We start from the raw sequence: 23593 nt of genomic DNA, 5'->3' as shown, positions 1-23593 counted from the left end.
CTCCTGGGGCCTCAGCGGCGGATACGGGACATCTGCGGGTCGAACAGCGGCTCGTCGGCGACCGTGGCGGGCACCTTCTCCCCGAAGTACTCCACGTGCACACCGGTGCCGGTGGCCAGACCGGCGGGGAGCCAGGCGTAGGCGACGCAGCGGCCGAGCGTGTAGCCGTACGAGGCGCTGGTCACGTATCCGGCGGGCGTGCCGTCCACGTGGACGGGCTCCTTGCCCATGACCACGGCGGCCGGGTCGTCGAGGAGGAGGGGCGTCAGACGCCGGGCCGGCGCGCCCGCGCGCTCCAGCGCGGCCCTGCCGACGAAGTCCGCCTTGTCCATCCGGACCGCGAAGCCGACGCCCGCCTCGTATGGGTTGTGCTCGTCGGTCATGTCCGTGCCCCAGGCCCGGTACCCCTTCTCCAGGCGCAGGGAGTCGAAGGCGGAACGCCCGGCCGCGACCACCCCCAGGCTCCGGCCGGCCTCCCACAGCGTGTCCCAGAGCCTGAGCCCCAGGTCGGCGGTGGTGTAGAGCTCCCAGCCGAGTTCACCGACGTAACTCAGGCGCATGGCCGTGACCGGGACATGGCCGACGTACGTCTCCTTCACGCGGAAGTAGCCGAACGCCTCGTGCGAGAAGTCGTCCGGGACCAGTGGCTGGACGAGGTCGCGGGCGAGCGGGCCCCAGACCCCGATGCAGCAGGTGCCGGAGGTGATGTCCCTGATGTGCACTCCGTCGGATGCGTGGCGCAGGAGGTGGTCGAGATCGGCGGGGGAGTTGGCGCCGACTTGGAAGCGGTCGGGGGCGAGGCGGGCGACGGTGAGGTCGGAGCGAATGCCTCCGGTCTCGTCGAGGAGCAGGGTGTAGGTGACCGCGCCCGGCTTCCTGCGGAGGTTGTTGGTGGTCATGCGGTCCAGGAAGTCCAGGGCTCGGGGGCCGGTGACCTCCAGGCGGCGCAGCGGGGTCATGTCGTACAGGGCGGCCTTCTCGCGGGTCGCCCGTGCCTCCGCCGCGGCGACGGGAGACCAGTGCCGGGCCGACCAGGCGTCGCGGGCGGGGAGCCGCAGGTCCGCGGCGAGGCCGGCGTTGGCCTCGTACCAGTGCGGGCGTTCCCAGCCTCCGCCCTCCAGGAAGTACGCGCCGAGTCGCTGCTGCCGGGCGTGGAAGGGGCTGACCCTCAGGGGGCGCGGCCGCCCCGTCGGCTGAAGCGGGTGGACGACGTCGTACACCTCGGTGAACCGCTGTGAACCGCGCTCACGGATGTACGCCGGTGAACGCTGCGCCTCCTCGAAACGCGTGAGGTCGCACTCGTGCACGTCGAGCGACGGCCGCCCGTTCACCATCCACTCGGCGACGGCCTGGGCGGCACCGGCCGAGTGGGTGACCCAGACGGCCTCCGCCAGCCAGAATCCCCGCAGCGTGCGCGACTCGCCGAGGACGGGCATGCCGTCCGGGGTGAAGGAGAAGACGCCGTTGAACCCCGACTCGATCTCCGTCTCGCGCAGGGCGGGCATCAGCCGGCGGCAGTCCTCCCAGCTCGGCGCCCAGTCGTCGGGGGTGAAGGGGTAGGACGAGGGCATGTCCATGTCCCGGGCGCGAGCCTCGTCGTAGGCGGGGACGGCGAAGGGGTCCACGGGCAGCGGGCGGTGGGCGTAGGAGCCGATGCCGAGCCGGTCGGTGTGCTCTCGGAAGTACAGGTCGCGGTCCTGGAAGCGGAGGATCGGCTTCGAGGCCTCCTCCGTGGCGCCGCTCAGCCGGGGCACCGGCCCGGTCCTCGCGTACTGGTGCGCGAGCGGTTGCAGGGGCACGTCGACGCCGGCCATGAGGCCGACGACCGGCCCCCAGAAACCGGCGGCGGAGACGACGTGGTCGGCGGGGAGCGCGCCCCGGTCGGTGACGACCCCCGTGACCCGGCCGTCCCGCCGCTCGATGCCGGTGACCGTGTGCCGGTCGAGGAAGCGGGCACCCCGCGCGGTGGCCCGGTCGAGCTGGGCACGGGACGCGTGCAGGGCGCGGGCCAGGCCGTCCCCGGGGGTGTGGAAGCCGCCGAGCACCACCGACGCGTCGAGGAGCGGCCAGAGTTCCTTGCACCGGGCGGCGTCGACGACCTCGCCGCGCACACCCCAGGCGGCGGCATGACCGGCCCTGCGATGCAGGTCGGCGAGTCGTTCCGGGGTGGTGGCGAGCTCCAGGCCGCCGACCGGGGCGAAGCACCGCACGCCGTCCGCCTCGAGGGAGCTGAACTTGTCGACCGTGTACTGGGCGAAGGCCGTCAGGGTCCGGGACGGGCTGGTCCGGAAGACGAGGCCGGGCGCGTGGGAGGTGGAACCGCCTGGGGCCGGCAGCGGGCCCTGCTCAAGGACGGTGACGTCCCGCCACCCGCGGGCGGTCAGCTCGTCGGCGAGGGAACAGCCGACGATGCCGGCGCCGATGACGACCACGCGGGGGCTTTCGGGGTGGGCGTCGCGGGTGCTCACAGGACCACCACCGAGCGCAGCACCTCACCGCGCCGCATCTTGGCGAACGCTTCCTCCACCCGGTCCATCGAGGTCGTCTCCGACACGAAGGCGCCCAGGTCCAGCATCCCGTGCAGGTACTGGTCGACGAGGAACGGGAAGTCCCGGCTCGGCAGGCAGTCGCCGTACCAGGACGACTTGACCGCGCCACCGCGCGAGAACACGTCGATGAGCGGAAGTTCGACCGTCGTCTCCGGTGCGGGCACCCCGACCTGGACCAGCACGCCCGCGTGGTCGCGCATGTAGAAGGCCTGACGGAACGTCTCCGGACGCCCCACCGCGTCGATCGCGAGGTCCACGCCGTGGCCGTCGGTGAGGGCGCGGACCGCCTCCACCGGGTCCGTGCCGCGGGAGTCGACGGTGTGTGTGGCGCCGAACCGTTCCGCCCGGTCCAGTTTCCCGCTGTCCACGTCCACCGCGATGATCTTCGTGGCGCCGTTGAGGGCGGCGCCCGCGATCGCCGCGTCGCCGACGCCACCGCAGCCGATGACGGCGACCGAGTCGCCGCGTTTGACGTCGCCGGTGTGGACCGCGGCTCCGTACCCGGCCATCACCCCGCAGCCGATCAGACCGGCCGCCTCGGGCCGGGCGGCCGGGTCGACCTTCACCGCCTGCCCCGCCGCGACCAGCGTCATCTCGGCGAACGCGCCGATGCCGAGGGCGGCGGTCAGCACGGTGCCGTCGAGCAGGGTCATCGGCTGGGCGGCGTTGCGGGAGTCGAAGCAGTACCAGGGGCGGCCCCGCCGGCAGGAACGGCAGCCGCCGCAGGGCGCCCGCCAGGCGAGGACCACGTAGTCGCCCTGCCGCAGATCGTGGACACCCGCTCCGACGGCCTCGATCGTGCCGGCCGCCTCATGGCCCAGCAGGAACGGGAAGCCGTCCGTGATCGCGCCCTCCCGGTAGTGCAGGTCGGTGTGGCAGACCCCGCAGGCTTGTACCGCGACGAGAACCTCGCCGGGCCCCGGATCCGGGACGACGATCGTCTGCACCTCCACCGGTGCGCCCTTCTTCCCAGCGACTACGGCACGGACCTCGTGTGGCACGACAAGCTCCTCTGCTGTTGCGCATTGCACGATGGGTTGCGCGCTGAGGAACATAGTGAGAAGGCCATCGAGCGGCCGTCAAGAGGACCGGGCGACCCTTGGCCGTGGGAACGGGCCGAATGGCGAGAGGAACCAGGACCGGAACACACCGGACACACCACGGCGCGGGGACGGAGGAGGGGCGGGCCGGAGAGGGCGGGACGGAGGAAGGGCAAGCCGGAGGAAGGGCGCGGGGCCGGACGAACCCTCGGGGATCCCGGTCCCGCGCCGCGGTTGTCTGCTTCGGCCCGGCCCGGCCCGGCCCGTCGTTCGGGCCCGTCCCGTCCCGTGCCTCCCGTCGTCGGCTCAGGAGCCGTACCCCATGCGGCGGGACAGTTCGGCCCCCGCCGCCAGGACACGCTTCGCGAGGCCGGGCAGCCGGTCCGGCGTCAGCCGGTACACCGGCCCCGAGACGCTGATCGAGGCGATCACCTTGCCGTCGTGGGAACGGACGGGCGCCGCCACGGCGGCGAGCCCGATCTCCAGTTCCTCCTGCGTGATCGCGTAACCCTGCCCGGCCACGGCCTCCAGTTCGCCCCGCAGCACCGCCGCGCCGGTGACGGTGTGCTCGGTGAACCGGTGCAGCGGGCGGGCCAGCAGGCCCTCGCGCAGGGTGGGCGGCAGGTGGGAGAGCAGCACCTTGCCGCTGGCGGTGGCGTGCAGCGGAGTGCGCCGGCCGAGCCAGTTCTGCGCGGTCACGGAGGCGGTGCCGCGGGCCTGCATGACGTTGACCGCCGCGTCGTCGTCCAGCACCGCGATGTTCGACGTCTCCCCGAGTTCGTCGGCGAGTTCGCGGCACACCGGTACGCCTTCCTGCGAGATGTCCAGGCGCACTGCCGCCGCCCCCGCGAGGCGCAGTACGCCGGCACCCAGGTAGTACTTGCCCCGCTCCTTCTCCTGGGCCACCAGGCCGCGGTTCTCCAGCACGCCGAGCAGCCGGAACGCGGTGGACTTGTGCACGTCCAGCTCGTCGGCGATCTCGGTGACGCCCGCCTCCCCGTGCCGGGCGAGGATCTCCAGCACGCTCACCGCGCGGTCGACCGACTGCACGGCGCTCGCCGTCCCTCTGCCGGCCTGCCTGCCCGAGGGGGCCGAGCGCGCCAAGTCCTCCGCGTTCTCCACGTGCTCCTCACCATGGTCGGGCTGGTTCTGTGTGCGGGTCATGGCTCAACTCCCACCACCTGGCGGCCCCGTTCGGACCGCATCTGCGGGAAGCCCTTGACGCCACGGGCACCCGCCCCGGATTCTGTTGCGCATGACGCTCTTCAATGCGTCATGTGAAACATCATGTTACCGAAGCGTCCGGATCCCGGAAGAGCACGCGTCCCGCACCGTCGGGAACACGCGCTCCGGACCGAGAGGGGGAGCCATGATTCCCGTCTGCCGCCTCGAAGACCTCCCCAAGGGGGAGTCCGCCCGCGTGGGGACGAGCCCGCCGATCGCCGTCTTCCACACCGACGACGGTGATCTCTACGCCATCGACGACACATGCACCCACCAGGACGCCTCCCTGTCCGAGGGCTGGCTGGAGGGCTGCCTCGTCGAATGCCCGCTGCACGCCGCCTCGTTCGATCTCCGTACGGGCCGGCCGACCTGCCTCCCGGCTCGCAGGCCCGTCCGCACCCACCGCGTCACCGTCCACGACGGCATCGTCCACGTCGGCCTCGCCACGGAGGAGGGAAGCGCCGCATGAGGACCGTGACGGTCGTCGGCGCCTCGCTGTCCGGCCTGTACGCCGCCCGGGAACTGCGTGCCCAGGGCTTCGACGGCCGGCTGGTGGTGGTCGGCGACGAGCCCCACCGCCCCTACGACCGTCCTCCCCTCTCCAAGGACTTCCTCACCGGCCGGGCGGACGAGGACCGACTGGCCCTCACCGATGCGGAGGAGACGGCCGAGCTGAACGCCGAGTGGCTGCTCGGCGTCCGTGCCCGCGGCCTGGACGCCCGCGGCCGTACGGTGTTGCTCGACGACGGCCGTACGGTGTCCACCGACGGCGTCGTCGTGGCCACCGGTGCCTCGGCCCGGCGCCTGGCCGGCGACGGCCTGGACGGCGTCCACACCCTGCGTACGCTGGACGACGCCCGTGCCCTGCGCGCGGAGCTCACCCGGGGTCCCCGCAGAGTCGTCGTCATCGGTGGCGGCTTCATCGGCGCGGAGACCGCCTCCTCGTGCGCCGCCCTCGGTCACACGGTCACCGTCGTCGAGGCCGCTCCGCTCCCGCTCGTGCCCCAACTCGGCGCCGAGATGGCCGCCGTCTGCGCCGCGCTGCACCGCCGCAGTGGTGTGGAACTGGTCACCGGCGCGTCCGTGGCCGCACTGCACGGCACGACCGCCGTCACCTCGGTGGCACTCGCCGACGGCCGTACCCTGCCCGCGGACGTGGTGGTCGTCGGTATCGGTGCCACGCCCAACACCGCCTGGCTGGCGGGGTCGTCACTGGCCCTGAACGACGGCGTCCTGTGCGACGAGGGCTGTGTGACGTCCCTGCCGCAGGTGGTCGCCGTCGGCGACGTCGCCCGCGTCGGCGGCACGCGCGCGGAGCACTGGACCTCTGCCACGCAACAGCCGCGGGCCGCCGTGACCAACCTGCTCGCCGGACGCACCGTGGAGAGCGCGAGAACGCTGCCGTACTTCTGGTCCGACCAGTACGGTGCCCGCCTTCAGTTCGCCGGCCGACGCCTGGAGGGCGACACCGCCCGCATCGCCGAAGGCGAGGTCTCCGACGGAGCGCCGGCCGAGGGCGGCTTCCTCGTCCGATACGAACGCGACGGTCGTACGACCGCGGTACTCGCCGTGGACCGGCCACGCCCCTTCATGCGGGCCCGACGCGACATCGCCCGCGAGGCCGGGTGGAACCGGCCCGCGGCCGACCGCATCCAACCGACGGCCGACCGTCTGCGGTCGGCCGCGCCGTGAGACACGGCCCCGCCGTAGCCCGTTCACTCAGCAATGTTCCGGAACCCGGCCGTTCAACCGTGCGACAACCGCCCCGCGCCGCCCTGCCGGCGTATCCGTTCCTGGGCCCGCTCCGCCGACCGGGCCTGCCGCCTGGCACGGCGACGCTCGCGTCGCATGGCCCGCGCGGTGCTGCTCGGCATCGACACCACGCCGTGCCGCTGGTGCCAGACCTGCCTCGTCACCCAGACGTCCAGCACGCCCCAGGTGGCCACCACCGTGCCCGCCACGCTGCCGATCACCATGGGGAACGCCAGCCAGGATTCCGCCAGCGTGCACAGGAAGGCCACCATGGCCATGATCAACGTAACGGCGACGACCAGCACCGCGCGGACGGCCGCCGTACGCACCGGGTCCGGCAGGCGACGCCGCCGCGCGGGCTCCTCGGTCCACAACGGCCGGTAGGCCGACTCCTGCTCCCGTGCCTCCGGCCGGCCCGACCGCTCCGGCCGCTCACGCGCCGACGTGTCCGGCCCCGCCGCCGGGATGCCGTCATCCGGCACCTCGGGGACCGAGCGGGCCGTCAACTCGGCCGCACTGCCGCCCTCCGGCGCCTTGCGCCGCTCCGCCGTGCCCATCGACATGTCACTCCCCACCGCCAGCAGACAGCTCTCCCGTGTACGAAGCACGGCTCCCCTCTGGCTGCCCTGCTTGCGCTGCTTTACGCCGCTCGAGGCCGGGATGCGGCCCCCGCGGCCGATTCCGCCTCGATTTCCCGTAGTGAAGGACGAACGGCGGGCCTTCAAGATTCCCGAAAATCCCGCACAGTCGAAAAATTCCGGCCAATCCGCCCGCCATACCACGAGGAAGCTCCTCCCCGACCGCCACCGGATCCCGGGAGGCAATCTCCCCCAATGACCGGACAACTGACCATCGCCCGGCGGGGGTGCGGAGGTTCGCGCCCCGGACGGGTCTTCGAGTTACCTGCGCGTCAGTAGTAGGCTCGCGCCGTTTGTTGACGTACATGTGCACCCCCTGCCGGTGGGGGTCGAGCTGGGGGAGGCCATGCGCTTTCGCGGGAAGTCGATCCGCCGGAAGATCGTGGCGCTGCTTCTCGTGCCGCTGGTGTCCCTGACCGCGATCTGGGCCTTCGCCACGGTGCTCACGGGGCGTGAGGCGAGCCGGCTGTTCAGTGTCTCGACCGTCGTCGAGGAGATCGGCTACCCGGTCGAGGACACCGTCCGCGTCCTCCAGCAGGAACGCCGCCAGACCCTGGTCCACCTCGCCGACCCGCGCGCCTCCGACGGACTCTCCGCCCTGCGGCGCAGCCGCGCCGCCACCGACGAGGCCCTTGCCGAGATCCGCCGCAACGCCGCGGACGCCGACGTACGCGACGCGCTGCGCGAGGCCGAGGAGGAACGGCTCACCGCCGTACTGGACGCCCTCGACGGCATCGGCTCGCTGCGCCGCAGCGTGGAGGACGGCACCGTCGAGCGTGCGCAGGCGCTCGGCCTCTACAACCGGCTCGTCGACTCCTGCCACGAACTGCTCGCCAACCTGCACGTCGTCGACAACGTGGGCCTGGACAAGCAGTACCGAGCCCTCGTCAACGTCTCACGCGCCCGCGAACTGCTCTCCCGCGAGGACGCCCTCCTCGGCTCCGCCCTCGTCACCGGCCGGCTCACCCGCGGTGAGACGCGGGACGTCTCCGACCTCGTGGCCCAGCGCACCATGATGTACGACATCAACCTCCCGTTGCTGCCCGCCGCCGAACGAGGGCGGTACCAGCGCTTCTGGAAGAACGCCTTCTCCGCCCCCCTGCGCGTCGCCGAGGAGGCGGCCGTCTCCACCGAGGCCGGCACGCCACGCGGCGTCACCGCCAAGAGCTGGGACACCGCCGCGGGCCGTGTGCTCGACGAACTCGGCGCCCTCGACGATCACGCCGCCGACCGCTACCAGGACCGCGTCGACCCGGTAGCGACGAACGTCATCGCCAAGGTGGTCGTCGCCGGCGCGCTCGGCCTGATCGCGCTGCTGTACTCCCTCTTCCTGTCCGTACGCGTCGGCCGCTCCCTCATCCGCGACCTCAGGCAGCTGCGCATGGAGGCCCACGAGGCGTCCGGCGTACGCCTGCCCAGCGTGATGCGCCGCCTCTCGGCCGGCGAGAAGGTGGACGTGGAGACCGAGGTGCCGCTCCTGGAGTACGACAGGAACGAGATGGGCGAGGTCGGCCAGGCACTGAACACCCTCCAGCGGGCCGCGGTGGAAGCAGCCGTCAAACAGGCCGAACTCCGCGCCGGCGTCTCCGAGGTGTTCGTCAACCTCGCGCGCCGCAGTCAGGTGCTGCTGCACAAGCAGCTCACCCTGCTCGACACCATGGAGCGCCGCACCGAGGACACCGAGGAACTCGCCGACCTGTTCCGCCTGGACCACCTGACCACGCGTATGCGCCGGCACGCCGAGGGCCTGGTCATCCTCTCCGGCGCCGCCCCGTCCAGGCAGTGGCGCAAGCCCGTCCAGCTCATGGACGTGGTGCGTGCCGCCGTCGCCGAGGTCGAGGACTACGAGCGCATCGAGGTCCGCAGGCTGCCCCGGATCGCCGTCACCGGACCGGCGGTCGCCGACCTCACCCACCTCGTGGCCGAGCTCCTCGAGAACGCCACGGTGTTCTCGCCGCCGCACACCGCGGTGCAGGTCCTCGGCGAGCGTGTCGCCAACGGCTTCACCCTGGAGATCCACGACCGTGGCCTCGGCATGGCGGCCGACGCCCTTCTCGACGCCAACCTCAGGCTCGCCGAGACACGCGAGTTCGAGCTGTCCGACACCGACCGGCTCGGTCTCTTCGTCGTCAGCCGGCTCGCCCAGCGGCAGAACGTCCGGGTGTCCCTGCAGCCCTCGCCGTACGGCGGTACCACCGCGGTCGTCTTCGTGCCCGACGCGCTGCTCACGGACGACGCGCCGGACACCAACGGCGTCGGGTTCCGTCTCGACCGCCCCCAGCACGTCAAGAAGAAGGAAGGGGCGGAGAGCCGCCGGTCCGCCCTCTCCCACATGCCCGCACGGTCGCCGGACCGGCCGGCCCCGCTGCTGGACGGCCCGGTCGAACTGGAGGCGCCTGTCGACCTGGACGCCCTCGACGACCTGCCGGGCGCCCTCGACGGCCAGGACAGCGAACGGGGCGGCCTGTTCCGCCCGCACCGCTCGCTCGTCGCGGCGGACGACGACCGGGTGGCCCGCCGCGCCCAACGGAGACGTCAGGAGCCCGCCGTCGAAGGCGACTCGCCCCGGGACGAGGACGGGACGAGCGCGCCGGTCGCGCTGCCCCGCCGCCGGACCCCCAAGCTGGTCAGTTCACACGGGCGCCCGGTCTCCGAACGGGCCCCCCGGGACGCGGACGAGGCGGCTCCGGCAGACGCGGAGCGCACGGCAACCCGGCCAGGACCCCAGGCACGAACGGGTGAGCCGCCCGCGCTGCCGACCCGCCGCCGCACCGACGACCGCACCGACGACCGCGGCGACGGAGGCACCAACGGTCGTGACGCCGACCGCCCGGAGCCCGACGCGCTGTCGTCCCTCCCCGCTCGCCGCCGCGGCGCGTCTGCCGCGCGCAGGGGCCCCGTGTCCGGCAACGGCGAGGACCGCTCGTGGCACGCCGACCGCGCCCCCGGCGTCCAGAGAGGAACCCCGGACGCCTCCGGACCCGGTGCGGGCGCGCTGCCCCGGCGCGTGCGGCAGGCAAGCCTGGCACCCCAGCTCAGACAGAGCCCCGAACCGCCCGCCGAGGACCGCTCGGATCCCGCCGACCGGGACGCCGAGGAAGTGCGCAGCCGTATGGCCTCGCTCCAACGCGGCTGGCAGCGCGGCCGCGAGGAGAACGCCGCGGGGGACGACGTCCCCGGCGGTACGGCACCACAAGCACCACAGGAAACGAGTAAGGGGGACGGTCGATGACCGCACCGAAGACGACCGGCCACACCACGACCAAGTCCGGGGAGCTCAACTGGCTCCTCGACGACCTGGTGGACCGTGTCGCGAGCATCCGCAAAGCCGTCGTCCTGTCCGGCGACGGTCTGGCGACCGGGGCTTCCAAGGACCTGACCAGGGAGGACAGCGAACACCTGGCCGCCGTGGCGTCCGGTTTCCACAGTCTCGCCAAGGGCGTGGGCCGGCACTTCGAGGCGGGCAGCGTCCGGCAGACGGTCGTCGAACTCGACGACGCCTTCCTGTTCGTCACCGCCGCCGGTGACGGCAGCTGCCTCGCCGTCCTGTCGGACGCCGACTCCGACGTCGGCCAGGTCGCCTACGAGATGACCCTCCTCGTCAAGCGGGTCGGCGTGCATCTCGGCACCGCTCCGCGCACCGATCTGTCCTCGGGCGGGTAAGTGGGATGACATGAGCGCAGACGGTCAGGGAAGAAACCACTGGTTCGACGACGAGGCCGGGCCCGTCGTCCGTCCGTACGCCATGACGCGCGGCCGCACCACCAGTGCGGCCCAGCACCGCCTCGACCTGATCGCGATGGTGGTCACGGAACCCCACGGGGACGATCCGGAGGCGGACGTCACGCTCTCCCCGGAGCACGTGGACATCGTCGGACTGTGCCGGGACACCCCGCAGTCGGTCGCTGAACTCGCCGCCGAACTCGACCTGCCCATCGGCGTGGTACGGGTACTGGTCGGAGACCTCGTGGACGCCGAACTCGTCCACGTGAACCGGCCCGTGCCCCCGGCCGAGCTGCCGGACGAGAACATCCTGCGCGACGTGATCAACGGGCTGAGGGCACTGTGAAGCGGCCTCAGGGCAGGGCAAGCGGCACGGCAAGCGGCACGTTAAGGAGAAGAAATCGATGATCTTCGGGCGTTCTCAGCGCGGCAAGCCGCCGGTCGAGCCCGTCACGCTCAAGATCCTGGTGGCCGGCGGCTTCGGCGTCGGCAAGACCACCCTCGTCGGCGCGGTCAGTGAGATCCGGCCACTGCGTACCGAGGAACTGCTCACCGAGGCCGGGCGGCCCGTCGACGACGTCAGGGGTGTGGAGGGCAAGCACACCACCACGGTGGCCATGGACTTCGGGCGGATCACGCTGCGCGAGGACCTGGTGCTGTACCTCTTCGGCACACCCGGCCAGGAGCGGTTCTGGTTCATGTGGGACGAGCTCTCCGAGGGCGCGCTCGGTGCCGTCGTGCTGGCCGACACCCGCCGCCTGGAGGACTGCTTCGCCGCCGTCGACTACTTCGAACGCCGTTCCATCCCGTTCGTGGTCGGCGTCAACTGCTTCGAGGGGGCGGCCCGCTACCCGGCGGAAACCGTACGCCAGGCCCTCGACCTCGACGCCGGCGTGCCCCTGGTGATGTGCGACGCCCGTGACCGGGAGTCGGTCAAGGAGACACTCATCGGCGTGGTCCAGCACGCCATGGCCCAGGCGGCGGACCGCCGCCCGGTCGTCATGACGTGACGGCCGGGGGCACGGAGACGACACCCGCCGGCCGCACTGGTTCGGGACCCGCGGGACGAGCACCGGCCGCAACGGTTCGCGGCCCGCGGGACGAGCACCGGCCGCTACGGCACCGCGAGCGCGGGCCGACGGCTGCCGACGCGCGTGGACACCGGCCCTCCCGACGTACACGCCGACCTGGCCGACGACGGCCGCACGGTCGCGCCTCGGTGCCCACGGAGCCGGTCCGGTTCACCCCGCCGGAGCCGCCGCCCGGTCCGAGCCGCGCCGGACCTCCCACCCCGGCACGCCCGCCCGGCCCAGCACCCAACTCGCCCCGTGCAGGGCCTTCGCGGCCTTCTTCAGCGGGGCCAGGCAGGCCGCCGCCTGCCGGTGGTCCGGCACGCCGCCCGGCGGGCACAGGACCGTCGCCAAGGAGAGCGTCACGGGCCGCCCGCCGGCCGACCACGCCACGTCCAGCACGGAGGTGGCCAGGGGATCCAGCCCGTCCGGGTCGGTGAGCACCAGGAAGTCGTCACCGCCGATGTGCCCCACGCGCGTGGAGCCCGCCGCCTTCTGCAGCAGCGTGCGCCCGATCGCCCGGATCAGTTCGTCACCCGCCGCGAAGCCGGCCCCGTCGTTGACCTGCTTGAAGTGGTCCACGTCGAGCCAGCTCAGCGCGAACGCCCGCCCGTCCGCGATCCGCCGGTCCACCTCGCCCGTGATCGCGTCCGAACCGGGCAGCCGCGTCAGCGGATTGAGCCCCGCCGCCTCCTCGACCCGGCTCTCGGCCAGCGCCCGCACCAGATCCGCGAGCCGCACGACGCCCACGCACCGGCCGCACGCGTCGACCACGGCCACGTCGTCCGACGTACGGCCCGGGCCGCCGACCGCCACCACGTCCAACACCTCCCAGGCCGTCGCGTCGACCCCCACCGTCCGCGGCAGGTCACCGAGCTTCGCGGCGGGCCGGTCGGCGTACAGGGCATGCCCGTAGCGAGCCGACATCGACAGCAGGAAGCGGGAGCGGTGCACCGACCGCACCGGAACCCCCTCCCGGTCCACGAGCAGCACCCCGGACACGTCGGGCGACCCGGTCAGCAGCGCCCGCACCTGCCCCGCCGAAGCCGTCACGGGCAGCAGCGCGGCCGGCCGCACGAACTGCCGTACCGACGGCCCCGAACGCGGTGCCGGTACGACGCCGGCGGAACCGGCCGGAACGTACACGTCCGCCGCGGGCAGCCGCGTCGGCGGCCCGAACAACTCACCCTGCGCCAGCTGTGCCCCGGCCGACCGCGCGGCAGCGCACTGCGACTCCGTCTCCACGCCCTCCACGGACAGCAGCGCCCCCAGCTCGTCGCACAGCACCCGCATCGCCCGTACAGCCGCCGGCCGCGCCAGCAACGACGCGTCGAGCTTCACCAGCTCCGGCGCCAGGTCCGTCAGCAGCCGCAGCGGCGCGTCCCCGTCACCGACGCCGTCCGCGCACACCCGGAACCCCTGGCCCCGCAACGCGGTCACCGCCTCCAGCAGGGCGCGACGCGGAACATGCGTGTACGGAGGACAGACGTCGACCGTCACCTCCCACGGCATCCGTCCCGCCTCGCGTACGGCGCCGTGCAGCTCCTGCAGACCACCGAGGTCGGCGAGCGTGCCCGCGAACACGTTGACGTGCAGCGGCAGCAGCGTCTCCTTGCGGACCGCCGCGCGGAACGCCGCCACCGCCAGCCGGCCGTCGAGTTCCGGGTCGCGCCGGGCCTCGGCCAGGATGTCGCCGGTCTCCGGGCGGGCGAGTATCTCCAGCGCCGTGACCCCGCCGGTCATCAGGTTGACCACCGGTTGGAAGGCGAAGCGGAGAGTGTCCGTCCAGGAGCGCACGGGAGCAGAATGGCGCCGCGGGCAGCCCCACGGGCCCAGTTCACGTGACGTTCACACAGGATTCCGGCACGCCCGCGAAGCGTACGGACGGCGAGTCGCCGGCCCGCCCACTTCCCCCACGGAACGCGCACCTGATAGATGCAGGGAGCATGACACGACTCTCCACCGCGCTCCGCGGTCTGGCGACCACCCTCGCCGCCCTGCTCGCCGCCACGGCCGTTCCCGCCGCCGCCCGGGCGGCGACCCCCGAACCGAGGGCCCCGAAGGACTTCGTCGCCCTGAGAAGCGTCGACCCGACGATCATCCAGGAGATGCGCTACGTCACCCCGCACAACTTCGTCGGCGAGCGCATCGACGGCTACCGGCAGCCCCTGTGCATCCTCACCCGCCCCGTGGCCGAAGCCCTCCACGACGCCCAGACCCGGCTGCTGCGCCAGGGCTATTCCCTCAAGGTGTACGACTGCTACCGGCCGCAGCGCGCCGTCGACCACTTCGTCCGCTGGGCCGAGGACCTCGACGACCAGGACATGAAGGCCGAGTTCTACCCGGACGTCGACAAGACCCGTCTGTTCGCGGACGGTTACATCGCGGAGAAGTCCGGCCACAGCCGCGGCTCCACCGTCGACCTCACGATCGTGAAGCTCCCGGCGAAGCCCACCCGGCCGTACCACCCGGGGCAGCCCCTGGTCCCCTGCTTCGCCCCCCAGGACGAACGCTTCCCCGACAACTCCGTCGACATGGGCACCGGCTACGACTGCTTCGACACCCGCTCACACACCCTCGACCCCCGCGTCCAGGGCGCCCAGCGGGCCAACCGGCTGCTGCTCAAGAACACCTTGGAGGACGTCGGCCTGGTGAACCTCCCCGAGGAGTGGTGGCACTTCACGTACAAGCCCGAGCCCTACCCGGACACCTACTTCGACTTCCCGGTCTCCGCCAAGTCCCTCGCCGGCCGCCACTGAGCCGCCTGCCGGAGCCGCCCGCCGAGCCATCGGATACAGTCCGCCGCGTGTCCGAAACTCATACCTCCGTTCCCAACTCCGCACCCGACTCCCACTGTTCGAGCTGCGGATCGCCCTACGGAGAGGGCGTCTCCGGCCGGCCCCGCACCTGCCCGGCGTGCGGCACCACGGCCTACCGCAACCCACTGCCGGTCGCGGTCGCCCTCCAGCCCGTGTACGACACGCAGGGCACCGCCCTGGTCGTCATCACCCGCACCGTGTCCCCCGCGCGCGGAGGCGTCGCACTGCCCGGCGGCTACATCGACGACCGGGAGGACTGGCGGCAGGCCGTCGTGCGCGAACTCAAGGAGGAGACGGGCATCGACGCGGCGAGCCGCGACGTACGGCTGATCGACGCCATGAGCTCGCCCGACGGCCACCTGCTCCTCTTCGGGCTCCTCCCCGAGCGGCCGGCCGAGAACCTCCCGTCGTCCGTCGCCACGGACGAGACCGAGGGGTGGCACCTGCTGCGCAGGGCGGAGGAGCTCGCCTTCCCCCTCCACACCCGGGCCGTGCGGGCCTGGTTCGAGGGCCGCTACATCTGAGCCGAGCGCTCCTCGAGCCCACGGACGCGCACCGGTCGGGACGGCTCGCTCACGCCGTCCTCGCCCTCCCTCTCCACGACGAGCCCCCGCGCTCCCCAACGGGACACGTACCGCTCGATCTCCGGTTCCGCCCAGCCGTCGCCCGCGTCCGGCACGACCAGCCCGCCGCCGGTCCGCCCCCGCGCGGGCGCCCACACCTCCAACTCGGTCCCGCCGTCCTCCCCCCGCACCGGAAGCACGGCTCCCGCACGCGCGAACACCGGAATCCGCGCCGGCGGAGCATCGACGAGAATCTGCGCGGGCCCTTCGTACGCCCGCTCCGTCACCACGTCGTACCAGCGCCCCCGCGGCAGCCGCACGGCCCGCCGGTCCGCCCCCGGATCGAGCACCGGTGCCACCAGCAGACAGTCACCCAGCAGAAAGGCGTCCTCGCAGTCCCGCAGCGCCCGCTCCTCCGGCGCCGACCACCACAGCGGGCGCACGTACGGCGCGCCCGTACGCCGGGCCAGATGCGCCAGTGTCATGAAGTAGGGCAGCAACCGCCGCCGTTCGACGAGCGCCGTCCGCGTGTGCTCCAGCACCTCGGCACCCAGCGCCCACGGTTCCCCGCGGCCCGCCCGCGACCCACCGCGCGTGCGGAACAGCGGCAGATAGGCGGCCAGCTGGAACCACCGCAGGTACAGCTCCGGCGACCGGTCCCCGCCGGCCTCGCCCACATCCGGCCCCGCATACGGCACGCCGCACAGCCCGAGCCCCATCACCAGCGCCAGCGACGCCCGCAGTCCGGGCCAGCCCGCGGCCACATCACCGGACCACGTGCCGCCGTAACGCTGCATCCCGGCCCAGCCGGACCGCGAGAGCACGAACGGCCGCTCCTCGGGCACCAGGCTCCGCAGCCCCTCGTAGCCGGCCCGGGCCATGCACAGCGCGTACACGTTGTGCGCCTCCCGGTGATCGCCGCCCCCGCCCTCCAGGGAGTGCCGGGCCGAACGGGCCAGCGTCGACTCCCCGAACGCGGCCAACGAGGTGGGCTCGTCCAGATCGTGCCAGAACCCTGCGAACCCCTGCCCCAGCCGCTCCTCGTAGAGCCCGCCCCACCACTCGCGCACACGCGCGTGCGTGAAATCCGGGAAGACCACGTCCCCGGGCCACGCCACCCCCCGGACGACCGGCCCCGAGGCGTCCCGTACGAACACGTCCTGGCCCGTCCCGCTGTCGTAGACGGCGTTGCCGGGCGCGGCGGGGACCACGGGCCCCACCACCGACACCAGCCGGACACCGTCCCGCCGCAGCTCCTCGGCGAGGACGGGCAGCTTGGGAAACCGCTCCTCGTCCACGGTGAACACCTGCCGCGCATCGAGATGGCCGACGTCCAGATGCACGGCGTCGAGCGGCAGGTCACGCTCCTGGTAGCCGGCGACGATCCGCCGCACCTCCTGCTCGTCACCGAGACCCGACCGCACGTGATGGTGACCGAGCGCCCACGCCGGAGGCAGCGCCGACGCCCCGGTGAGCGACGCCCAGGTGAGCAGCACGCGCGCGGGGGTACCGGCCATCACCCAGCACCGCAGCGGACCGCCCTCCATCCGCAGCACACTCCGCCCCGGCCGGTCGTGCCCGGAACCCGACCCCTCCTCGCCCTCCCGCAACGCCACCGTGCCGTCCCACGAACTGTCGTGGAACACCAGATGCGTCCCCGCGTCGGCCACCACCAGCTGCACCGGCATCGTGACGGACGACGGATCCTCCGCAGGAGAGAAGGCCGGTCCCACCGCCGTGTTCCACAGCCGGTACGTGCCGGGCCTCAGCCGAGGACCCGTGGCCCGCCCGCCGAGCCCGAAGAACCGGGCGTCCGCCGCCACCTCCGAACGCTGCGTCCAGCGCGCCGCACCACCGCCGACCGGTTCCCACCAGCGGGGCGGCAGCTCACGGCGCAGCACCACGCCCCCAGGCGTACGGACCTCGATCTGGCCGTGCCGGGACACTGACACGGTCGCCCGCTCGGCCACCACCCGCCAGCCGCCGTCCTTGTCCGGCTCCAGCACCGCCCGCGGGTCCGGCTCCGGACAACGGCCCGCCAACGCGTACGACGGCTCCGGCCCGGCCCCGTCCCAGCCCCAGAACACGGCCCCGTTCACGGCGACGAGAATGCGCAGCTCCGAGCGGCTGAACCGGACGACACCACCGCCGGGCCCGGGCTCCACCTCCCGCATCGGCCCCGGCACCCGCGCACGCTCCGCACCCCGCGGCGGCAGCCCCGCGGCGTCGGCACGCCGCCTGCGCCACGCCGCCCGTACGGTACGCAACCCCTGCGCCGCCCCCGCAGAGCCGACCATTTTCACCGAACGCACCAGGTCACGACCGTCCATGCTGCTCACCCTGCCATCGACGACCTCCCGCGCGGGCCTCGTTCAACTGCCGTTCACCCGTGACGGGACCACATCTTCACGACGCCGACTATGTGGCGCGCGCCCTGGTGCGGAAATCGATCACGTGGCATCGTCCGTGTCAGCCGCGTCACGCGCACACCCCAGCCCGTGCGCGGAGGACGCACACGACGCGCACAGTCCGGGAGCCGCCCCATGCCGACCGTGAACCCCCAGCCGCTCTGGCAGCCAGATCCGCAGCGCATCGACCAGGCACGGATCACCAGGTTCCAGACCTGGGCCGCAGAACACCACGGCGCCCCCGCCGAGGGCGGATACGCCGCCCTGCACCGCTGGTCCGTCGACGAGCCGGCCGCCTTCTGGAAGGCCGTCACGGAATGGTTCGACGTACGCTTCTCGACCCCCTACACGCGTGTACTGGGCGACCGCTCGATGCCCGGCGCCCAGTGGTTCCCCGGCGCCACCCTCAACTACGCCGAGCACGCCCTGCGCGCGGCGGCCACCCGAGCGGACGCACCGGCCCTCCTGTACGTCGACGAGACCCACGAGCCGAGCCCCGTCACCTGGTCCGAGCTGCGCCGCCAGGTCGGCTCGCTCGCCGCCGAACTGCGCGCCCTCGGCGTACGCCCCGGTGACCGCGTCAGCGGTTACCTGCCGAACATCCCGCAGGCCGTGGTAGCCCTCCTCGCCACCGCAGCCGTGGGCGGCGTCTGGACGTCCTGCGCCCCCGACTTCGGCGCCCGCAGCGTCCTGGACCGCTTCCAGCAGGTCGAACCGGTCGTCTTGTTCACCGTCGACGGCTACCGCTACGGCGGCAAGGAACACGACCGCCGCGACACCGTCACCGAACTCCGCCGCGAACTGCCCACCCTGCGCGCCGTCGTCCACATCCCGCTCCTCGGCACCAAGACCCCCGAGGGTGCGCTGGACTGGCAGGCCCTGACGGCCGCGGACACGGACCCCGTCTTCGAGCAGGTGCCCTTCGACCACCCCCTGTGGGTGCTCTACTCCTCCGGCACCACCGGCCTGCCCAAGGCCATCGTCCAGTCCCAGGGCGGCATCCTGGTCGAGCACCTCAAACAGCTCGGCCTGCACTGCGACCTGGGCCCCGAGGACCGCTTCTTCTGGTACACGTCGACCGGCTGGATGATGTGGAACTTCCTCGTCTCCGGCCTGCTCACCGGCACCACGATCGTCCTCTACGACGGCAGCCCGGGCTACCCGGACACGGGCGCCCAGTGGCGCATCGCCGAACGCACCGGCGCCACCCTCTTCGGCACCTCCGCCGCCTACGTCATGGCCTGCCGCAAGGCCGGCGTGCACCCCGCCCGCGACCACGACCTCTCCCGGGTCACGTGCGTCGCCACCACGGGCTCTCCGCTCCCGCCCGACGGGTTCCGCTGGCTGCACGACGAGTTCGCCGCGAGCGGGGCGGACCTGTGGATCGCCTCCGTGAGCGGCGGCACCGACGTGTGCTCCTGCTTCGCGGGCGCCGTCCCCACCCTGCCGGTGTACATCGGCGAACTCCAGGCCCCCGCCCTGGGCACCGACCTGCAGTCCTGGGACCCCAGCGGCGCGCCCCTCACCGACGAGGTCGGCGAGCTGGTCGTCACCAACCCCATGCCCTCGATGCCGATCCGCTTCTGGAACGACCCCGACGGCAGCCGCTACCACGACAGCTACTTCGACACCTACCCCGGCGTCTGGCGGCACGGCGACTGGATCACCCTCACCTCCCGTGGATCCGTCGTCATCCACGGCCGTTCCGACTCCACCCTCAACCGGCAGGGCGTCCGCATGGGCTCGGCCGACATCTACGAGGCCGTCGAGCGCCTTCCCGAAATCAGTGAATCCCTCGTCATCGGCGTCGAGCAGCCCGACGGCGGCTACTGGATGCCCCTGTTCGTGCACCTGGCCTCCGGAGCCGTACTCGACGAAACCCTCCTGAACCGCATCAAACAGACCATTCGCGAACAGCTCTCTCCGCGCCATGTTCCCGACGAGGTCATCGAGGTACCCGGTATCCCGCACACCCTGACCGGCAAGCGCATCGAGGTCCCGGTCAAGCGCCTCCTCCAGGGCACCCCGCTGGAGAAGGCCGTCAACCCCGGCTCCATCGACAACCCGGACCTGCTCCGCTTCTACGAGGACCTCGCCCGCGAGCGCACCTGAAAGACCCTCGACGAGCCGGCCGCAAGACCCTCGACGAGCCGGCCGCCCAGAACGGCGGCCGGCTCACGACGCCGCCCCGACGCTGTTGTCAGTGCCGCCAGTTACTGTGAGTGAGCATTGATCGACTGCGCAGAGGGGGAATCATGGCGCACACCGACCAGACCGGGCGACGCGTCCTGCGCCGGGAAATCGCCGGCACCATCGGACTGCTCACCGACGAACACGACTTCCGTGCCATGCGGCGCTACCGCAGCTTCACCTTCGACGACCACGCCGCCTATCTCCACCAGGTGGAAGCCCTGCTCAGGTCACGCGCCTCACAGGGCGCCCACACCAGCGTCGCCCTGTTCGACCCGGAGGAATACGCCGACTTCTGCTCGGCGACGGGCCTCGACCCCGACGCCGCCGCCAGCCGCACCCGGTTCACCGCCGAACTCGCCGCCAGCGGACCCACCGTCCCGTACGAGGGCCAGCCCCTCGCCGACCTCCTCCCGGACCTCGTCGACGAAGCCGTCCGCCAGGCCACCTGGGAGTACGCGTCCACCCTGCTCGCCCGCCTCGGCAACTGCGCCACCTGCGGCGAGGATCTCGGCCGAGCCGCCTTCACCCGGGCCACGCGCCTCCTCGTCCGCATCCTCGAAACGGCTCCACCGGGCAACCGGCACCTGGTCTGCAGTGTCTCGGGCTCCCCGGAAACCCTCGTCTCCGCCCTGTACGCCGACGAGGACATCGACGGCACCCCGCACATCGACGAGGCCGAAACCCTGGAATTCACCAGTGTCCTCGCCCTCGGCCTCGCCACCCACAGCCCCGGGGGACTCGTCATGCGGATCAGCACCCCGGGCGGCCCGGACCGCATCCACGGCTGGCGCCTGCGGGGATACGGCCTCGAACCCCTCACCGCCGGTGAAGTCTTCGACGCGTACTGCACCGACGCGGACTCCGGGGACCTCATCTCCCCGGAATCCAACGTCGACTACTGCGCGCCCCCCGACCTCGGAGACGACCACCTGCCACCGGGACACCACCACTGAACGCGTGCGGGGCGCCCCACCCGAAGGTGGAACGCCCCGCGCCACAGCCGCAGCCTCGTCCGGCTCCTACTCGCCGGACAGCACCGCCTGCGCGGCGTTGCGCGCCTCATCGGCGCTGTCCGCCGCCCGGGCGGCAGCCGCGGCACGCTCGCACTGCGCCAACGTGAACTTCGCCAGGGTCGCCCGGACATAGGGAAGAGAAGCCGCACCCATGGAGAGCGAGGTGACGCCCAGACCGGTCAGCACACACGCCAGCAGCGGGTCCGAAGCGGCCTCACCGCAGACACCACAACTCTTGCCCTCGGCCTTCGCCGCCTCGGCGGACAACGCCACGAGGTCGAGCAGCGCCGGCTGCCACGGGTCCTGCAACCGGGACACCGCGCCCACCTGACGGTCGGCCGCGAAGGTGTACTGCGCGAGGTCGTTCGTCCCCAGCGACAGGAACTCGACCTCCTGCAGCACCGAGCGCGCCCGCAGCGCGGCCGACGGGATCTCCACCATCGCGCCGAACTTCGCCCGCAGCCCGGCCTCGCGGCACGCGTCCGCGAACGCCTTGGCATCGGCCCGGTCCGCCACCATCGGGGCCATGACCTCGAGGTAGACGGGCAGCCCCTCCGCCGCCTTCGCCAGCGCCGTCAGCTGCGTGCGCAGCACGTCCGGGTGGTCGAGCAGCGTCCGCAGACCACGCACGCCCAATGCCGGGTTCGGTTCGTCACCGGGGGTCAGGAAGTCCAGCGGCTTGTCGGCGCCGGCATCCAGCACCCGCACGACGACGCGCCCCTCGGGGAACGCCTCCAGCACCTGCCGGTAGGCGGCGACCTGCTTCTCCTCCGACGGCGCCTTCTCGCTGTCGTCGAGGAAGAGGAACTCGGTACGGAAGAGACCGACACCCTCAGCCCCGGCCTCGACCGCCGCGGCCACGTCCGCGGGCCCGCCGATGTTCGCGAGCAGCGGCACCTTGTGACCGTCCGAGGTCGCACCCGGTCCCGTCGACGCGGCCAGCGCGGCCTTGCGCTCGGCAGCCGCCGCCCGCAGCCGCGCCTTCTTCTCCTCGCCGGGGTTCACGAAGATCTCACCGGTGCTGCCGTCCACGGCGACGACCGTGCCTTCGGGCAGTTCCCCGGCGCCCGGCAGCGCCACCACGGCCGGCACGCCGAGCGCCCGCGCGAGAATCGCGCTGTGACTGGTCGGCCCACCCTCCTCGGTGACGAAACCGAGGACCAGCGCCGGGTCCAGCAGCGCCGTGTCCGCGGGTGCCAGATCCCGCGCGATGAGAACGTACGGCTCGTCGCTGTCCGGGACGCCCGGCATCGGCACCCCCAGCAGACGGGCGACGATACGATTCCGCACATCGTCGAGGTCGGCCACGCGGCCGGCCAGGTACTCGCCGGCACCGGCCAGCAGCGCGCGGTAGGCGGCGAAGGCGTCGTACACCGCGCGCTCGGCCGTGCTGCCGACGGCGATCCGCCGCTCCACGTCCGACATCAGCTCGGGGTCCTGGGCCATCATGGCCTGCGCCTCGAGCACCGCCTGGGCTTCGCCCCCCGCCAGATTGCCGCGCGCCATCAGGTCGGCCGCCACAGCCTCCACGGCCTTGCGGGCGCGCCCCTGCTCACGCTCCGCGTCCTCGGCCGGAATCTGCTTGGCCGGCGGCTCGAGCACCGCCGTCCCCATGTGCCGAACCTCGCCGATCGCCACACCGTGGCTCACACCGACGCCTCGCAGCGTTGTCTCCATCTCACCCGTCCCGATAATGCGGCGGGTCCCGCCGCCGCGGTGGTTGTCCTACCAGCCGTCATACGACGGCGGTGATGTCACTTCCAGAGAAAGAGACTCTCGCCGGCCTTCACTTCGCCGTCCTCACGGAGATCGGTGAGGGCCTCGGCCGTCGCCTCGAGGGCCACGATCGGACAGACCGGCGACTTGCCCGCGGCCTCGACGGCGGCCGGGTCCCAGCGGACCACGCCCTGCCCACGCACGACGGTGTCGCCCTTGTTCACCAGCAGCTCGAAACCCTCACCGTTGAGCTGCACGGTGTCGATGCCGAGATGAGTCAGCACACCGTGCCCGCTGTCGTCGACCACGACGAAGGCGTGCGGGTGCAGGGACACGATGACCCCGTCCACGGGGGCGACCGCCTCAGAAGGCTCCCGTACGGGATCGATGGCGGTACCCGGGCCGACCATGGCGCCGGAGAAGACGGGGTCGGGCACAGCGGCCAGTCCGATGGCACGTCCTGCGAGCGGGGACGAGACGGTGGTCATGGGAAGCCTCCCAGGGGCGGTGATGTGTACGGGCCGTCACTGCCTGTCCCGGACGGCGCACTGACGAGCAGGGTATGTCATAGGAAGTACCGGTTCCGCATGAGTGTTCCGATTAGAGGTCTAGACCACAGTCCCCACGGATTTGCACCCGTTCCACGGCTCCGTGTAGAGTCGTTACTCCTGCATGAGGCTGAGCGATGCGAAGCAGGCGTCCTCGCCCCGGCAGTACCCAACTCATCAGATCCTATCGCTGGATCGCCTTCTGCGTGCTCGCAGGACGGTGGTCAGAGGGACCGGGAAAGCCTGATAGTGTTGGAAACACCGAAGGGAAGCGCCCGGAGGAAAGCCTGAGAGAGTCTCTCGGGTGAGTACAAAGGAAGCGTCCGTTCCTTGAGAA

At 72.4% G+C, this 23593-nt stretch carries 18 protein-coding genes; 10 read left to right on the top strand and 8 right to left on the bottom strand.

Translation table 11 applies throughout. The features are described from left to right. Positions 1-11 precede the first annotated feature (11 nt). The 3 genes from ACP4J0_RS22185 to ACP4J0_RS22175 form a co-directional block, all read right to left on the bottom strand. Positions 12-2468, bottom strand: coding sequence for a GcvT family protein (locus ACP4J0_RS22185; protein WP_426600409.1), 2457 nt, complete (start codon positions 2466-2468; stop codon positions 12-14). Then, positions 2465-3550, bottom strand: a complete 1086-nt coding sequence (locus ACP4J0_RS22180) for an S-(hydroxymethyl)mycothiol dehydrogenase (protein ID WP_426600408.1) — start codon at positions 3548-3550, stop codon at positions 2465-2467. The genes ACP4J0_RS22185 and ACP4J0_RS22180 overlap by 4 nt, the downstream gene beginning before the upstream one ends. A 345-nt stretch (positions 3551-3895) precedes the next feature. Beyond that, the gene (locus ACP4J0_RS22175; RefSeq protein ID WP_426600407.1) at positions 3896-4753 is read right to left on the bottom strand and encodes an IclR family transcriptional regulator; all 858 of its coding nucleotides are present in this window, start codon (positions 4751-4753) and stop codon (positions 3896-3898) included. 205 nt (positions 4754-4958) lie between these two features. Here ACP4J0_RS22175 and ACP4J0_RS22170 point away from each other — a divergent pair, with 205 nt between their 5' ends. Both ACP4J0_RS22170 and ACP4J0_RS22165 read left to right on the top strand, forming a co-directional pair. Next, positions 4959-5282, top strand: a complete 324-nt coding sequence (locus tag ACP4J0_RS22170; protein WP_426600406.1) for a bifunctional 3-phenylpropionate/cinnamic acid dioxygenase ferredoxin subunit — start codon at positions 4959-4961, stop codon at positions 5280-5282. Beyond that, on the top strand, positions 5279-6505 hold the full coding sequence (locus tag ACP4J0_RS22165) for an NAD(P)/FAD-dependent oxidoreductase (RefSeq protein ID WP_426600405.1): 1227 nt from the start codon (positions 5279-5281) through the stop codon (positions 6503-6505). The genes ACP4J0_RS22170 and ACP4J0_RS22165 overlap by 4 nt, the downstream gene beginning before the upstream one ends. A 53-nt stretch (positions 6506-6558) precedes the next feature. Here ACP4J0_RS22165 and ACP4J0_RS22160 read toward each other — a convergent pair whose 3' ends face one another. Next, positions 6559-7128: a hypothetical protein gene (locus ACP4J0_RS22160; protein WP_426600474.1), complete on the bottom strand. Its 570-nt coding sequence runs from the start codon at positions 7126-7128 to the stop codon at positions 6559-6561. A gap of 421 nt (positions 7129-7549) precedes the next feature. On the opposite strand from ACP4J0_RS22160, the gene ACP4J0_RS22155 reads away from it, so the two are divergent. Genes ACP4J0_RS22155 through ACP4J0_RS22140 form a run of 4 tightly spaced genes read left to right on the top strand, consistent with a single transcriptional unit; the run spans position 7550 to position 11936 of the window. Further along, complete coding sequence (locus ACP4J0_RS22155) at positions 7550-10435, top strand: nitrate- and nitrite sensing domain-containing protein (protein WP_426600404.1); 2886 nt, start codon at positions 7550-7552, stop codon at positions 10433-10435. Then, positions 10432-10866 carry a roadblock/LC7 domain-containing protein gene (locus ACP4J0_RS22150; protein ID WP_426600403.1) on the top strand — a complete coding sequence of 145 codons (435 nt, stop codon included), beginning with the start codon at positions 10432-10434 and terminating at the stop codon, positions 10864-10866. Before ACP4J0_RS22155 ends, ACP4J0_RS22150 begins: the two co-directional genes overlap by 4 nt. A 10-nt stretch (positions 10867-10876) precedes the next feature. After that, positions 10877-11272, top strand: a complete 396-nt coding sequence (locus tag ACP4J0_RS22145; protein ID WP_426600402.1) for a DUF742 domain-containing protein — start codon at positions 10877-10879, stop codon at positions 11270-11272. A 58-nt stretch (positions 11273-11330) separates the two neighbouring features. Beyond that, a complete protein-coding gene (locus ACP4J0_RS22140; protein WP_426600401.1) occupies positions 11331-11936 on the top strand; it encodes a GTP-binding protein in 606 nt (201 codons plus the stop codon). A 231-nt stretch (positions 11937-12167) separates the two neighbouring features. Here ACP4J0_RS22140 and ACP4J0_RS22135 read toward each other — a convergent pair whose 3' ends face one another. Beyond that, positions 12168-13793, bottom strand: coding sequence for a GGDEF domain-containing protein (locus ACP4J0_RS22135; protein WP_426600400.1), 1626 nt, complete (start codon positions 13791-13793; stop codon positions 12168-12170). Between the two features lie 149 nt (positions 13794-13942). On the opposite strand from ACP4J0_RS22135, the gene ACP4J0_RS22130 reads away from it, so the two are divergent. Then, positions 13943-14755: a M15 family metallopeptidase gene (locus ACP4J0_RS22130; RefSeq protein WP_426600399.1), complete on the top strand. Its 813-nt coding sequence runs from the start codon at positions 13943-13945 to the stop codon at positions 14753-14755. A gap of 47 nt (positions 14756-14802) precedes the next feature. Beyond that, entirely contained in the window at positions 14803-15339 is a 537-nt protein-coding gene (locus ACP4J0_RS22125; RefSeq protein WP_426600398.1) for an NUDIX domain-containing protein, read from the top strand. On the opposite strand, the gene ACP4J0_RS22120 is transcribed toward ACP4J0_RS22125, so the two are convergent. Next, entirely contained in the window at positions 15330-17708 is a 2379-nt protein-coding gene (locus ACP4J0_RS22120; RefSeq protein ID WP_426600397.1) for a glycoside hydrolase family 31 protein, read from the bottom strand. The genes ACP4J0_RS22125 and ACP4J0_RS22120 overlap by 10 nt on opposite strands. 213 nt (positions 17709-17921) lie before the next feature. On the opposite strand from ACP4J0_RS22120, the gene ACP4J0_RS22115 reads away from it, so the two are divergent. Both ACP4J0_RS22115 and ACP4J0_RS22110 read left to right on the top strand, forming a co-directional pair. Further along, positions 17922-19898 carry an acetoacetate--CoA ligase gene (locus ACP4J0_RS22115; protein WP_426600396.1) on the top strand — a complete coding sequence of 659 codons (1977 nt, stop codon included), beginning with the start codon at positions 17922-17924 and terminating at the stop codon, positions 19896-19898. 143 nt (positions 19899-20041) lie between these two features. Further along, the gene (locus tag ACP4J0_RS22110) at positions 20042-20932 is read left to right on the top strand and encodes a hypothetical protein (RefSeq protein ID WP_426600395.1); all 891 of its coding nucleotides are present in this window, start codon (positions 20042-20044) and stop codon (positions 20930-20932) included. 66 nt (positions 20933-20998) lie between these two features. On the opposite strand, the gene ptsP is transcribed toward ACP4J0_RS22110, so the two are convergent. Continuing rightward, entirely contained in the window at positions 20999-22669 is a 1671-nt protein-coding gene (gene ptsP, locus ACP4J0_RS22105; protein ID WP_426600394.1) for a phosphoenolpyruvate--protein phosphotransferase, read from the bottom strand. Positions 22670-22746: 77 nt separating this feature from the next. Further along, the gene (locus ACP4J0_RS22100; protein WP_426600393.1) at positions 22747-23196 is read right to left on the bottom strand and encodes a PTS sugar transporter subunit IIA; all 450 of its coding nucleotides are present in this window, start codon (positions 23194-23196) and stop codon (positions 22747-22749) included. Between the last annotated feature and the right edge of the window lie 397 nt (positions 23197-23593).

Origin of the sequence: Streptomyces sp. WG7, from assembly GCF_049975785.1 — a bacterium.
GTDB lineage: Bacteria > Actinomycetota > Actinomycetes > Streptomycetales > Streptomycetaceae > Streptomyces.
Note: the sequence above shows the minus strand (reverse complement) of the source record. Positions and strands in the feature narration are given on the sequence as shown.